The sequence below is a fragment of the Delftia sp. SD018 genome, from assembly GCF_017355445.1.
GTDB classification, from domain to species: Bacteria; Pseudomonadota; Gammaproteobacteria; order Burkholderiales; family Burkholderiaceae_C; genus Comamonas; species Comamonas acidovorans.
The window spans coordinates 53,052-66,360 of record NZ_JADDRN010000009.1; the positions used below are offsets into that span (position 1 = coordinate 53,052).

Sequence of the window (13,309 nt, forward strand, 5' to 3'; positions counted from 1 at the left end):
CGCGCCGCCCCTTCCCGTCTTTCCCTTCTTCCATTTCTTGATCTGCCCGGACCCGGGCGGAGGCCTGTGATCGCCTGAAGGGGCGAGAGGTCTGCGCGGGTCCGTGGCACCCGGAGACCTCAGGATGACCCGCTTTCTCGCTTCCGAACGACCAGGCCGACCCCATGGCCAACCACATGGCCGATCCCATGACCGACTCCATGGCCTGCACCCGCGCCATCCCTTGCTGGCGGCCGCCTGGCCTGTGGGCGGGCTGCTGATCAGCGTGGCCATGGCCGCCTGCAACGGCCCGGCCGAAACCCAGGCTGCAGTAGCAACCCCCGCCACCGCCGCCCCGCAGCCGGCCCCCGTGCGCCGCGAAGGCAACCTCATCGTGGTGCCCGAAGGCTCGCCGCTGCGCGAGCGCCTGCAGGTGGCCGAGATCGCCCTGCAGCCGCTGCAGACCCGCCTGTCGGCCCCCGCCACCATCGAGGCCGAGCCTGAAAAGCTGGTCCGCATCACGCCGCCCGTGGCGGGCCGCCTGGTGCGCCTGCACCACCAGCTGGGCGATGCGGTGAAGGCCGGCGATGCGCTGATCACCATGGACTCCTCCGAGATCTCCAGCGTGCGTGCCGAGCACGCCAAGGCCCAGGCCGCGCTGCTGCACGCGCGCCAGGAATTCGACCGCCAGAAGCTGCTGTTCGATGCCGAGATCGCCGCGCGCAAGGACTACGAGGCCGCGCAGCAGTCGCTGGCCGCAGCAGGTGCCGATGCGCGCGCCGCCTCCGACCACCTGTCCCAGCTGGGTGCGGCCGTGCAGGAAGGCTCGCGCGGCAGCTACGTGGTCAAGTCGCCCATCAGCGGCCGCGTGGTCGAGATGGCGGGCTCGCAGGGCGGCTACTGGAACGATGTGAATGCCTCCGTCATGACCGTGGCCGACCTGCGCAAGGTCTGGCTCAGCGCCAGCGTCAGCGAGCGCGACCTGGCCCATGTGGACGTGGGCCAGCAGGCCCACATCGCGCTGGCCGCCTATCCCGACCTGCAGCTGCAGGGCCGCGTGCAGTACGTGGGCGAGCTGGTGGACACCGCCACGCGCAGCGTCAAGGTGCGCGTGGCCGTGGACAACCCCGAAGGGCGGCTGCGCCCCGGCATGTTTGCGCGCGTGGGCTTCGACGCCCCGGCGCGCCAGGCCGTGATGGTGCCGGCCGCGGCCCTGCTGCAGGGCCAGGTCAGCACGCGCGTCTTCGTGGACAAGGGCGGCTGGCGCTTCGAGCCGCGCGACGTGCAGGTCGGCGCGCAGCAGGACGGCCAGGCCGAGATCCTCTCGGGCCTGGCGGCCGGCGAGCGCGTGGTGGTCAACGGGGGAGTGCTGCTGCAATGATCGAGCGCATCGTCAACATCGGCTTTTCGCGCCGCGGCGTGGTCTGGCTGGTCTTTTGCTTCGCGGCCCTGTATGGCGTGTTCAGCTGGAAGCAGCTGCCGCTGGAGGCCTATCCCGACATCGCCGACGTGACCTCGCAGATCGTCACCCAGGTGCCCGGTCTCGCGGCCGAGGAGATAGAGCAGCAGATCACCATTCCGCTGGAGCGCGCCCTGCTGGCCACGCCCGGCATGCACGTGCTGCGCTCGCGCAGCCTGTTCGCGCTGTCGCTGATCACCGTGGTCTTCGAGGACGGCGTGGACGGCTACTGGGCGCGCCAGCGCCTGAAGGAGCGCATCGACGAGGTCACGCTGCCCTACGGCGCCCGCGCCGGGCTGGACCCCTACAGCTCGCCCACGGGCGAGGTCTACCGCTACACGCTGGAAAGCCCCGTGCGCAGCCTGCGCGAGCTGTCCGAGCTGCAGCAATGGGTGGTGATCCCGCGCCTGAAGAAGGCGCAGTCCGTGGTGGACGTGACCAACTTCGGCGGCCTGACCACGCAGTTCATGCTGGAGCTGGACCCGGCGCGGCTGCTGCAGTACGGGCTGGCGCTGTCCCAGGTGATCGAGGCCATCAATGCCAACAACGCCAGCGGCGGCGGCAGCGTCATCGACCGGGGCGATGTCTCCTATGTGGTGCGCGGCGTGGGCCTGCTGGGCTCGCTGGACGACATGGGCAACGTGGTCGTCAAGACCACGGACAGCGGCACGCCCGTGCTGGTCAAGGACCTGGGGCGGCTGACCTACGGCAACGTGGAGCGGCGCGGCATCCTGGGCAAGGACGGCAACTCCGACACCCTGCAGGGCATCGTGCTGCTGCTCAAGGGCTCCAACCCCTCGCAGGCGCTGGAGGGCATCCACGCCGCCGTGGAGGAGCTCAACGGCAAGCTGCTGCCGCCCGACGTGAAGGTCGTGCCCTACCTGGACCGCACCACGCTGATCGAGCGCACCACCCACACCGTGGGCAAGACCCTGGCCGAAGGCCTGATCGTCGTCACCCTGGTGCTGCTGGTCTTCCTGGGCAGCCCGCGCGCGGCGCTGATCGTGGCGCTGACCATTCCCATGGCGCTGCTGCTGGCCTTCATCTTCATGCACCACGCGAAGATTCCGGCCAACCTGCTGTCGCTGGGCGCCATCGACTTCGGCATCCTGGTGGACGGGGCCGTGGTCGTGGTCGAGAACATCCTGCGGCGCCGCGAGGCCGACCAGAACCGGCCGCTCACGCCCAGGGACGCCATCACGGCCACACTGCAGGTGGCGCGGCCCATCTTCTTCGGCATGTGCGTGATCGCGGCCGCCTACCTGCCGCTGTTCGCTTTCGAGCGCATCGAGTACAAGCTGTTCTCGCCCATGGCCAGCGCCGTGGGCGCGGCCCTGGTGGGGGCGCTGGCCGTGGCCCTGCTGCTCACGCCGGCCCTGGCCTGGCTGGCCTTCCGCAGGCCGCGCAAGATCTTCCACAACCCCGTGCTGCACCGGCTGGGCGTGGGCTATGACCGCTTCCTGGGCGTGGCCGTGGGCCGCGTGCGCTGGCTGGCGGGGGCCGTGGCGGCCTCGCTGCTGGCACTGGGCGTGCTGGCCGGCACCATGGGCCGCGACTTCCTGCCGTACCTGGACGAAGGCTCCATCTGGCTGCAGGTGCAGATGCCGCCCGGCATCACGCTGGACAAGGCGCGCGACATGGCCGACGCGCTGCGCAGCGCTGCGCTGGAGTTCCCCGAGGTCTCCTACATCGTCACCCAGACCGGGCGCAACGATGACGGCACGGACTACTGGACGCCCTCGCACATCGAGGCCAGCGTGGGCCTGCATCCCTATGGCGAATGGAAGTCGGGCCTGACCAAGCAGCAGCTGATCGCGAAGATGGCCGCGCGCTTCGACCAGCTGCCCGGCTATTCCGTGGGCTTCATGCAGCCCATGATCGACGGCGTGCAGGACAAGCTGTCGGGCGCGCACAGCGACCTCACGGTGAAGGTCTTCGGCCAGGACCTGGCCGAAGACCGGCGCGTGGCCGATGCCCTGGTGGCCGTGCTGGAGAAAGTGCCCGGCGCGGCCGACGTGGCCGTGGACGTGGAGCCGCCGCTGCCCAACCTGCGCATTGCGCTGGACCGCGCCGCTGCCGCGCGCTACGGCATCAATGCCTCCGAGGTGGCGCAGCTCATCTCCACCGGCGTGGGCGGGGCCTCCATTGGCCAGCTCTACGTGGGCGAGCGCAGCTACGACATGGCCGTGCGCTTCACGCCCGACACGCGCAGCAGCCCCGAGGCCATCGGCGCGCTGCGCCTGTCGGCGGCCAATGGCGCCCAGGTGCCGCTGGCCGACGTGGCGCGCATCACCACCACCGTGGGCCAGAGCGTCATCGTGCGCGAGGGCGGCGAGCGCCACATTCTCGTCAAGCTCAATGTGCGCGGCCGCGACCTGGCGGGCTTCCTCAAGGATGCGCACACCGCCATCGACCAGCACCTGGACTACGACCGCCAGAAGCTGCACATCGAGTGGGGCGGGCAGTTCGAGAACCTGCAGCGTGCCGAGGCGCGGCTGCTCATGATCCTGCCGCTGACGCTGGGCATCATGCTGGTGCTGCTGTTCGGCGAGTTCGGCAACCTGCGCCAGCCGCTGCTGGTGCTGGGCGTGGTGCCGCTGGCCATGATCGGCGGCTTTGCGGGCCTGCACCTGCGCGGCATGACGCTCAACGTCTCCAGCGCCGTGGGCTTCATCGCGCTGTTCGGCGTGGCCGTGCTCTCGGGCGTGCTCATGGTCTCGCAGATCAACCGGCTGCGCCGCGAGGACGGCCTGGGCCTGCGCGAAGCCGTGCTCGAAGGCGCCTCCAGCCGCATGCGCCCCGTGCTGATGACGGCCACCGTCGCCGCCTTCGGCCTCACGCCGGCCATGCTGGCCACGGGCCTGGGCAGCGATGTGCAGCGGCCCCTGGCCACGGTCGTGGTCTGCGGCCTGTTCAGCGCCACCTTGCTGACCCTGCTGCTGCTGCCCAACCTCTACTACGTGATCGAGGCCCGTGCCGCCCGCGCGGCCGAGCGCCGCCAGCGCCGCGCCGCCGAACGCGGTGAGAGCGGCGATCTGGATGCCGCCGAGGACGAGGGCGGGCATCGCACCGCAACGAGCCAACCCCATTGATGCGAGTCGCCATGCAAACGACCCTTTTCTTCCCCAGGCAGGCCCTGGCCCTGCTGCTGTGCCTTGGCGCCGCAGCCCAGGCGCAGACGGCGCCGTCCGCCGGCCTGCGCTTCTCCGACTACCTCAACGCCGTGGAGCAGCACAGCCCCCTGCTGCGCTCGGAGGAGCTGGGCGTGGAATCCGCGCGTGCCGGCATCGGCATCGCCGGCATACGCCCCGACCCCAGCCTCACGCTGGGCGCTTCGCGCGAGCAGGTGCGCACCGGCCAGCCCCGGCCCACCACGCGCAACTACGAGATCAGCATGGAGCTGGAGACGGGCGGCAAGCGCGCCGCGCGCATCCAGTCCGCACGCAGCCAGGTGCGCCTGTCCGAGGCCGGCCTTGAAGGCGTGCGCAGCCAGCTGTTCTCCGATGCCGCCCAGGACTACACCCAGGCCTGCCGCGACTCGCTGGCGCTGGAGCGCAAGCAGCAGACGCTGAAGGCGCTGGGCGACGTGGTGCAGGCCAACGAGCTGCGGCGCAAGGCCGGCGACATCGGCGGCGTGGAATGGCTGCAGTCGCGCGTGGAGCGCGACCGCTTCCAGGCCGAGGTGGTGCAGGCGCGCGCCGAGGCGCAGACCGCGCGGCTGGCGCTGTCCGTCCCGCTGGGGCGCCGCCTGTCCGAAGTCTTTGCCAGCGACACGCTGCAATGCGGCTTCATGGAATTGGCCGAAGACTCGGGGCTGGAGGATGCCGATGCCCTGGTCGCCCAGGCGCTGCAGTCGCGCGCCGAGGTGCGCATCGCCCAGGCGGCGCTGGAGCATGCGCGCGACAACGCGGGCCTGGCCCAGGCCAACCGCTGGGTCAATCCCACGCTGGCCGTGGGCATGGCCGCAGTGCCGTCCACGGCGGCCGGCACCGATGCCCAGGGCAATCCCTTCGATGGCGGCGGGCGCTCGCGCACGCTGTCGGTCTCGGTCAGCGTGCCGCTGCCGCTGTCGCGCCTGAACCGGGGCGATCTGGTGCAGGCCGAGGCGGCCGTGACCCAGGCCATGCTGGCCCTGCAGCAGGCCCAGAACCGGGCCGAGGCCGATGTGCGCGGCGCGCGCTTTCGCCTGACCGCCGCGCGCGAGAACGTGCAGCGCTACCGCGACGGCGTGCTGCGCGATGCGCAGCGCGTGCTCGAGGGCATGCGCCTGTCCTACCGGCATGGCGAGGCTTCGCTGCTGGAGCTGCTGTCCGCCCAGCGCTCGGCCGACGAGGCCTACCTGGGATCGCTGGAGGCCGAGACCGAGCTGGCCAAGGCCACGGTGGAACTCCAACTGAGCGTGGGCCGGCGGCCAGTGTTGTGAACCCCCTGAGCCGCTGCGCGGCTTCCCCCTCTCTCGCTACGCGGGAGGGGGACGACACCTTCGGTGCGGGGCGTCCCTTCCTCGGTGTCCCTTGTTTTGGGTCGCGCCAGTATCGTACGGTTCGGGTATAGCTTGCATTCAGGTGCAGCGCCTTCTTGAATGAGAATTGGCAGCTGACAGTCCATTCCTTTTCCCTGCACGTCATGACCACCGCTCTGCGCCGCTTTCCCCATTGGCCCCGGGCCCTGATCCTGGCGGCCATGGGCGTCGCCATGGCCGCGATCTTCGCGCTGGACACGCTGACCGACTACGCCGTGGCGGCCGCCGTGTTCCATACCGCCATCATCCTGGTGGCGGTGCGCTGGTTCAGCCCGCGCGTGGTCATCGGCCTCACGGCGCTGTGCATCGTGCTGACCCTGGCCAGCTTCGCGCTCACGCCTGCCGGTGCCTATCGCACCGGACTGATCAACATGGTGATCAGCATCCTGGCCATTGCCATCACGGCCTATCTGGGCCTGAAGATGGTGGCGGCCCAGAACGCGGCCCATGAGGCGCGCACCCAGCTGATGCGCATCACCCAGACCACCAGCCTGGGGCAGTTGACGGCCTCCATCGCCCATGAGGTCAACCAGCCGCTGGCCGCCATCGTCACCAGCGGCAATGCCTGCCAGCGCTGGCTGGCCCAGGACCCGCCCAATCTGGCCAAGGCCGGCCAGGCGCTGGAGCGCATCCTGGGCGATGCTCAGCGCGCCAGCGATGTCATTGCCCGCATCCGCAGCATGGCGCGCGGCGAGGCGCCCAGCCGCCAGTCCTTCGACCTCAACGACGCCGTGCGCGAGATGGCGCGCCTGTCGGACGCCGAGCTGGACCGGCGCGGCGTGGCCCTGGACCTGCAACTGGCGCCCGCGCTGCAGCCGGCCTGGGCCGACCGCGTGCACATCCAGCAGGTGCTGGCCAACCTGCTGATCAATGCCATGGATGCCATGCAGGGCACGCCCGCCGCGCAGCGGCGCATCACCGTCACCACCCAGGCCCTGGGCCAGCAACTGGTGCTGACCGTGGCCGATGCGGGCGAAGGCCTGTCGCCCCTGGCCCGCACCCACCTGTTCGATGCCTTCTGGACCACCAAGCCCGACGGCATGGGCCTGGGCCTGAACATCTGCCGCCACATGGCCGAGGCCAACGGCGGCCGCATCTGGGCCACGGACCGCGAGGACATGCGCGGCGGCACGGTCTTTCACATCACCATTGCCTGCGCCCCGGCCACGGGCGGCAGGTCTTCCACGGGATTGCGCCATGGCTGAACCCTCCACGGCCGAAGCCGAGGCACTTGTCTACATCGTCGATGACGACGCCTCGGTGCGCGCCGCCATCGAGGACCTGCTGGCCTCGGTGGGCCTGTGCGTGCGCGCCTTCGGCGCCACGCGCGAGTTTCTGGACCACTGGCAGCGGCAGCCGCCCGCGGGGCCTGCATGCCTGGTGCTGGACATCCGCATGCCGGGCCAAAGCGGCATGGACTTCCGGCGCCAGATGCTGGAGATGGGCCTGAAGCTGCCCACCATCTTCATCACCGGCCATGGCGACATTCCCATGAGCGTGGAGGCCATGAAGACCGGCGCCATCGAGTTCCTGGCCAAGCCCTTCCGCGACCAGGACCTGCTGGACGCCATCCAGCAGGGCATTGCCCTGGACCGCCAGCGCCGCGCGCTGGAGGCCGGCGAACAGGCGCTGCGCGCCTGCTGGCAATCGCTGTCGCCGGGCGAGCAGGAAGTGGTCGTGGGCGTGGTGCGCGGCCTGCTGAACAAGCAGATCGCGGCAGACCTGGGCGTGAGCGAGATCACGGTGAAGGTGCGGCGTGGCCAGGCCATGCGCAAGATGCAGGTGCGCACGCTGGCCGACCTGGTGCGTGCGCTGGAGCGGCTGGATATCCGCTGAGGTGTCCTGGCAGGCCGGGCGCAGGCCAGGGGCCGGCCTGCCGCAACGCTTCAGTGGGCGTGGCCGTGCGCCGGTGCCTGCGCAGGCCCGCTTGCGGCACTGGCGGCACTGGCGGCATCCAGCGCCAGGAAGTGGTGGACCACGGGCCGCTCGGGGCCGATGTGAAAGCGCAGCGCCTGGGCCTGCAGATCGGCATCGGCCCTGGACACGCGCTGGTGCTGGCGCAGATGCTCGGCCCAGGACTCCACCAGGAACCACTCGATCACCCGGCCCGGCTCGCCCGTGTGCTCGGCAATGCCCCAGGCATAGGCGCCGTCGCGCCGCCGTTCGCGCGCCACATGCTGCATGGCCTCGATGAAGGCTGGCAGGTCGTCGCGGCGCACCTGGTACTCCACCTGGATCATCACCGGGCCACGGTCATGGGCCACGGGTTCGGCCAGCAGCGGCTCGGGCCAGTGGTTGGAGGCCTGCAGGTCCGCCTCGCCCGTGGGCAGCTTGATGCGGTGGAACACCAGCGAGATGGCCACCAGGCCCGCCGCGCCGATCAGCAGCGCCGTGGGAATGCCCACGCCCTGCGCGAACAGCCCCCAGGCCAGGCTGCCGCCCGCCATGGCGCCGTTGAACACCATCAGGTAGATGGCCAGCCCGCGGCCGCGCACCCAGTTGGGCAGCACCGCCTGGGCCACGCCGTTGAGCGTGGTCAGCGCAATGATCCAGCCCAGGCCCAGCACCAGCATCAGCAGCACGGCGGCCCATTGCGGCGGCGCGGTGGACAGCGCGGCCATCACGGCGGCGCTGAGCACGGAGGACAGCAGCACCAGTCCATCGGCATCGAGCTTCTGGCGCAGGCGCGGCAGCAGCAGGGCGCCCAGGATGGCACCTGCGCCCACGGCGCCCAGCATCACGCCGTAAAAGCCTGCCGAGCCGCCCAGCATGCGCCGCGCCACCAGCGGCAGCAGGGCCCAGACCGAGCTGGCGAACAGGAAGAACACGGCGGCGCGCAGCAGCACCACATGCAGCTCGCGGCTGGAGCGGGCATAGCGCAGGCCTGCACGGAAGGCGCCGAAGAACTGCTCGTTCAGGGCCGAGGCCTCGGCCTTGGGGCGCTTCCACCAGACCAGCGCGGCGATCACGAACACATAGCTGGCCACGTCCGCACCATAGGCCGCCGCCGCGCCGAAGCTGGCCAGCAGCAGGCCGCCGGCCGCAGGGCCCAGGGCGCGTGCGATGTTGATGCCCAGCGAGTTCAGCGCCACCGCGTTCTTGAGGTCGCTGCGCGGCACCAGCTCGGGCACGATGGACTGCCAGGTCGGCCCCATCAGCGCCGCGCCTATGCCGCCCACGAAGGTCAGCGCCACCAGGTACTCCACGGTCAGCGTGTTGGTGCGTGCCAGCAGCAGCAGGCTGGCGCTGACGGCGGCCAGCAGGATCTGGATGCCGATCAGGAAGCGTCGGCGGTCCAGGATGTCGGACAGCACACCGGCCGGAATCGCCAGCAGGAAGATGGGCAGCGTGGCTGCCGTCTGGATCAGGGCCACGGCGGCCGGGCTGGCCGACAGCTCGGTCACCATCCAGGAGCTGGCCACATCGCGCATGAAGCTGCCGATGTTGCCCAGCACCGTGGCGGCCCACAGCACCGCGAACACGGGCTGGCGCAGCGGCGCGAAGCTGCCGGAGGCAGTGGCTGCGGGCCGGGTCGAATCAGCGGTCATGGCGCTCTCCCAGGTCATGCCAGGCGACGAACAGAAAGCCGCCGACCAGGCCCAGATGCTCGAAGAAGGAATTGGCCGCCATGAAGCGCTCCTGCCCTGCGGGAAGCTCCCAGAAGCGCAGCGCGACGAAGGTGGCCAGCAGCGTGAACGCGGCCAGCGCCAGGGCGCCCAGCCAGCGCAGCCGGCCGGTGATGATCATGGCCGAGGCGCCCAGCTCCAGCGCGATCACCAGGACCGCGAACAGCGGTGCCGGCGACAGGCCGAAGTGGGCCATCTCGCCCAGCGCACCGGGAAAGTCGGTGAGCTTGACCAGGCCACCCTGCAGATAGGCGGCGCACAGGCCCAGGTAGGCCACCAGGCGCACGGCCTGGCTGCCGAACACCGGGCGTGCGGTGGCCGCAAGGCGGCCGGAGAACGTACTGGCTTGGGTCATGGCGGGTGTCATGCGTGTGGTCCTCAGGCCATCCAGCAGGAGCAGCCCAGCGCGCCGAAGAAGCTTCGGGGGTCCGAGGTCGGCACGTTCGATGCCCAGGCGTCGGCATGGCTGTGGCCGTGCATGCCGCAGCTGGTGCCGCAGCCGCAGGCCGCCGCCAGGCTGCGGTAGCGCGCGGGGTTGAACGAGTTCCTGCCCGCACCCTCGGGCTCGCCCCAGGCGCCGTAGCCGCCAAAGCGCCGCACGGGCGACCAGTCGGGCATGGCCGGCGGCAGCGGGTTGTCGTCATGCTGCTGGAAGGGGCCTGCGCCATAGACCACGCGGCCGCCCACCACGGTGAGCTCGGAGGTGAGGAAGGAGATCTCGTCCTCGGGCACGGCGAAGTAGTCCTTGCTGGGCACGATCATGTCGGCCAGCTGGCCCACCTGGATGCGGCCGCGCAGGCCTTCCTCGTTGGAGAACCAGGCTACGTTCTCGGTCCACATGCGCAGCGCGGTCTCGCGGTCCAGCAGGTTGCGCTGGGGGTACATCTGCAGGCCGCCCACGGTCTTGCCCGTCACCATCCACGACAGCGACACCCAGGGGTTGTAGGAGGCCACGCGCGTGGCGTCCGTGCCGGCCGAGGTCTTCACGCCGCGCTCCAGGATCTTCTTGACGGGCGGCGTGGCCTCGGTGGCGCGTGCGCCGTAGCGTTCGGTGAAATATTCGCCCTGGTAGGCCATGCGGTGCTGCACGGCCACGCCGCCGCCCAGCGCCGCAATGCGGTCGATGGACTTGTCCGAAATGGTCTCGGCATGGTCGAAGAACCAGTTCAGGCCGTCGATGGGCGTGTCGCGGTGCACCTTCTCGAACACATCGAGCGCGCGCGAGATGGTCTCGTCATAGGTGGCGTGCAGGCGCCACGGCCATTGGTTCTGCACCAGCACGCGCACCACTTCCTCCAGGTCGCCCTCCATGCTGGGCGGCATGTCGGGGCGCGGCTGGCGGAAGTCCTCGAAGTCGGCGGCCGAGTACACCAGCATCTCGCCCGCGCCGTTGTGGCGGAAATAGTCGTTGCCCTGCTTGTACTTCACGCTTTGCGTCCAGTTGAGGAAGTCGGCCTTCTCCTCCTTGGGCTTTTGCGTGAACAGGTTGTAGGCCAGGCGCACGGTGATCTGGTTGGCGTCGCTGAGCTTCTGGATCACGTCGTAGTCGTCGGGGTAGTTCTGAAAGCCCCCGCCCGCATCGATCACGCCGGTCACGCCCAGGCGGTTGAGTTCGCGCATGAAGTGGCGCGTGGAGTTGACCTGGTAGTCCAGCGGCAGCTTGGGGCCCTTGGCCAGCGTGCTGTAGAGGATGGTGGCGTTGGGCTTGGCCAGCAGCAGGCCCGTGGGGTTGCCGTTGGCATCGCGCGTGATCTCGCCGCCGGCGGGCTGGGGCGTGTCGCGGGTGTAGCCCACGGCGCGCAGGGCGGCCGCGTTGAGCAGGGCGCGGTCATACAGGTGCAGCAGGAAGACCGGCGTATCGGGCGCGATGGCGTTGATCTCGTCGATGGTGGGCAGGCGCTTTTCCACGAACTGGTGCTCGGTGAACCCCCCGACCACGCGCACCCACTGCGGCGCAGGCGTGATGGCCACCTGGCGCTTGAGCATGTCCAGCGCGTCGGCCAGCGAGCGCACGCCGTCCCAGCGCAGCTCCAGGTTGAAGTTCAGGCCGCCACGGATCACGTGCGTGTGGTTGTCGAACAGGCCGGGCAGCACGCTGCGGCGCTGCAGATCGATGCGGCGCGTGCCGCTGCCGGCCAGGGCCAGCACCTCGGCGTCCGAGCCCACGGCGATGAACCGGCCGTCCTTCACGGCCACGGCGGTGGCGGTGGGCTGGGCCTTGTTCAGCGTGGTGAAGCGGCCGTTGTGGAAGATGACTTCGGGCGTGGAATCGGACATGGAGGCTCCTTGGCGAGCGTTGGTGGTGCAACCCAGCAGTCCACCCATGGCAAGGGTGGCGGCGGAGCCCAGGACTTTTCTGCGCGTGGTCATGGTGCAGTTTTCTTGGAGAGAGGGGGAGGTGTCAGCCGTGGTGCCGATCGGCATCGGCATCGGCGTTCTTGCGGCCGGGCAGCTGGCCCAGCACATGCTCGGTGGCCTGCGTCTTGCTGCAGGCGCTGCGCAGGTCCATGCCCTGCAGCAGGTGCCGGCCCACGGGCACGATCTGCTCGCCGGCCAGGATGCCCAGCAGGCCGACCAGGGCCACCAGCGGCGGTGCGGGCGAGCGCACCTGCAGCAGGCTGTAGGGCCTGTACGTCCTCATTTGGGGTCGCGAAGCTGTATGCCGGCCCGCCAATCAAGGCGCGCGACGCCGTGCGTGTGCTCACACGCACAAGGAGCGCAACGCCGAGTGGCGGGCCGGCATGCAGCTTCCCTTCGGGTTGCCCGGCTCCAGGGCCGTCTGCGGCGTTGCACGTGCTTGCAAGGCAGGGGCCTTGCTGCGCACGTGCGCCTTGCATACGACCCTGGAGCCGGGCAACGCGATCCCCAAATGAGGGCGTACAGGCCCTGGCCCACGCCGACCAGCAGGCCGGCCCCCAGGGAAAGTGCATAGAGCTTCATGGCGAGACTCCTTTGGCGGGCCGGCGGCGGCGCTGGTGCTCAGACCTTGGCGGGGTTCGGGCCCACGGTCTCGCCATGCTGCACGCGCTCGGCCGCCTTGTGCACCATGGTGTAGGCATAGTCCACGCCCATGCCGTAGGCGCCGGAATGCTCGCGCACGATGTCCATCACCGCGTCGTAGGTCTCGCGGCGGGCCCAGTCGCGCTGCCATTCCAGCAGCACCTGCTGCCAGGTCACGGGCACCACGCCGGCCTGCACCATGCGGTCCATGGCGTAGTTGTGCGCGTCCAGCGACGTGCCGCCCGAGGCGTCGGCCACCATGTAGATCTCGTAGTCCGTGTCATGCAGGGCCGACAGGGCGAAGGTGGTGTTGCACACCTCGGTCCACAGGCCGGAGACCACGATCTTCTTGCGGCCCTGGGCGGCGTTCCTGGCCAGTGCGTCCCGCACGTTCTGGTCGTCCCAGGAATTCATGGAGCTGCGCTCCAGCAGTGGGTGCTCGGGGAACACGGCCAGCAGTTCGGGATAGGTGTGGCCGGAGAAGCTGCCCGTCTCCACCGTGGTGATGGTGGCGGGGATGCCGAAGGCCTTGGCCGCCTTGGCCAGGCCCACCACGTTGTTCTTGAGCACCTGGCGGTCGATGGACTGCACGCCGAAGGCCATCTGGGGCTGCTGGTCGATGAAGATGATCTGGCTGTTGGCGGGCGTCAGGACTTCGAGGTACTTGCGGTCGGTCATGGTGATCTCCTGTGAGGGGTTGGACGGGGTACGGGAAATGTTTTC

10 protein-coding genes are annotated in these 13,309 nt (G+C 70.0%); 5 read left to right on the forward strand and 5 right to left on the reverse strand.

The features are described 5' to 3' along the window. Positions 1–124: 124 nt before the first annotated feature. The 5 genes from INR38_RS11235 (at position 125) to INR38_RS11255 (ending at position 7,796) form a co-directional block, all read left to right on the forward strand. Positions 125–1,360 (forward strand): efflux RND transporter periplasmic adaptor subunit, encoded by a 1,236-nt coding sequence (locus tag INR38_RS11235; protein WP_207443380.1) that lies wholly within the window; start codon positions 125–127, stop codon positions 1,358–1,360. Beyond that, complete coding sequence (locus tag INR38_RS11240; RefSeq protein WP_207443379.1) at positions 1,357–4,530, forward strand: CusA/CzcA family heavy metal efflux RND transporter; 3,174 nt, start codon at positions 1,357–1,359, stop codon at positions 4,528–4,530. The genes INR38_RS11235 and INR38_RS11240 overlap by 4 nt, the downstream gene beginning before the upstream one ends. Before the next feature lie 11 nt (positions 4,531–4,541). Next, a complete protein-coding gene (locus INR38_RS11245) occupies positions 4,542–5,861 on the forward strand; it encodes a TolC family protein (RefSeq protein WP_207443378.1) in 1,320 nt (439 codons plus the stop codon). 203 nt (positions 5,862–6,064) lie between these two features. Then, the gene (locus INR38_RS11250; protein WP_183019075.1) at positions 6,065–7,165 is read left to right on the forward strand and encodes an ATP-binding protein; all 1,101 of its coding nucleotides are present in this window, start codon (positions 6,065–6,067) and stop codon (positions 7,163–7,165) included. Next, positions 7,158–7,796, forward strand: coding sequence for a response regulator (locus tag INR38_RS11255; protein ID WP_207443377.1), 639 nt, complete (start codon positions 7,158–7,160; stop codon positions 7,794–7,796). The genes INR38_RS11250 and INR38_RS11255 overlap by 8 nt, the downstream gene beginning before the upstream one ends. 50 nt (positions 7,797–7,846) lie before the next feature. Here the strand turns inward: INR38_RS11255 and INR38_RS11260 are convergent, their stop codons facing one another. The 5 genes from INR38_RS11260 to INR38_RS11280 form a co-directional block, all read right to left on the reverse strand. Beyond that, on the reverse strand, positions 7,847–9,508 hold the full coding sequence (locus INR38_RS11260; protein WP_207443376.1) for an MFS transporter: 1,662 nt from the start codon (positions 9,506–9,508) through the stop codon (positions 7,847–7,849). Next, the gene (locus INR38_RS11265; RefSeq protein WP_012203485.1) at positions 9,498–9,953 is read right to left on the reverse strand and encodes a DoxX family protein; all 456 of its coding nucleotides are present in this window, start codon (positions 9,951–9,953) and stop codon (positions 9,498–9,500) included. The genes INR38_RS11260 and INR38_RS11265 overlap by 11 nt, the downstream gene beginning before the upstream one ends. 11 nt (positions 9,954–9,964) lie before the next feature. Further along, the gene (locus tag INR38_RS11270; protein ID WP_207443375.1) at positions 9,965–11,863 is read right to left on the reverse strand and encodes an amidohydrolase; all 1,899 of its coding nucleotides are present in this window, start codon (positions 11,861–11,863) and stop codon (positions 9,965–9,967) included. A gap of 124 nt (positions 11,864–11,987) precedes the next feature. After that, a complete protein-coding gene (locus INR38_RS11275; protein WP_207443374.1) occupies positions 11,988–12,227 on the reverse strand; it encodes a XapX domain-containing protein in 240 nt (79 codons plus the stop codon). A 338-nt stretch (positions 12,228–12,565) separates the two neighbouring features. Continuing rightward, positions 12,566–13,264 (reverse strand): hydrolase, encoded by a 699-nt coding sequence (locus INR38_RS11280; protein ID WP_043824894.1) that lies wholly within the window; start codon positions 13,262–13,264, stop codon positions 12,566–12,568. Positions 13,265–13,309 lie beyond the last annotated feature (45 nt).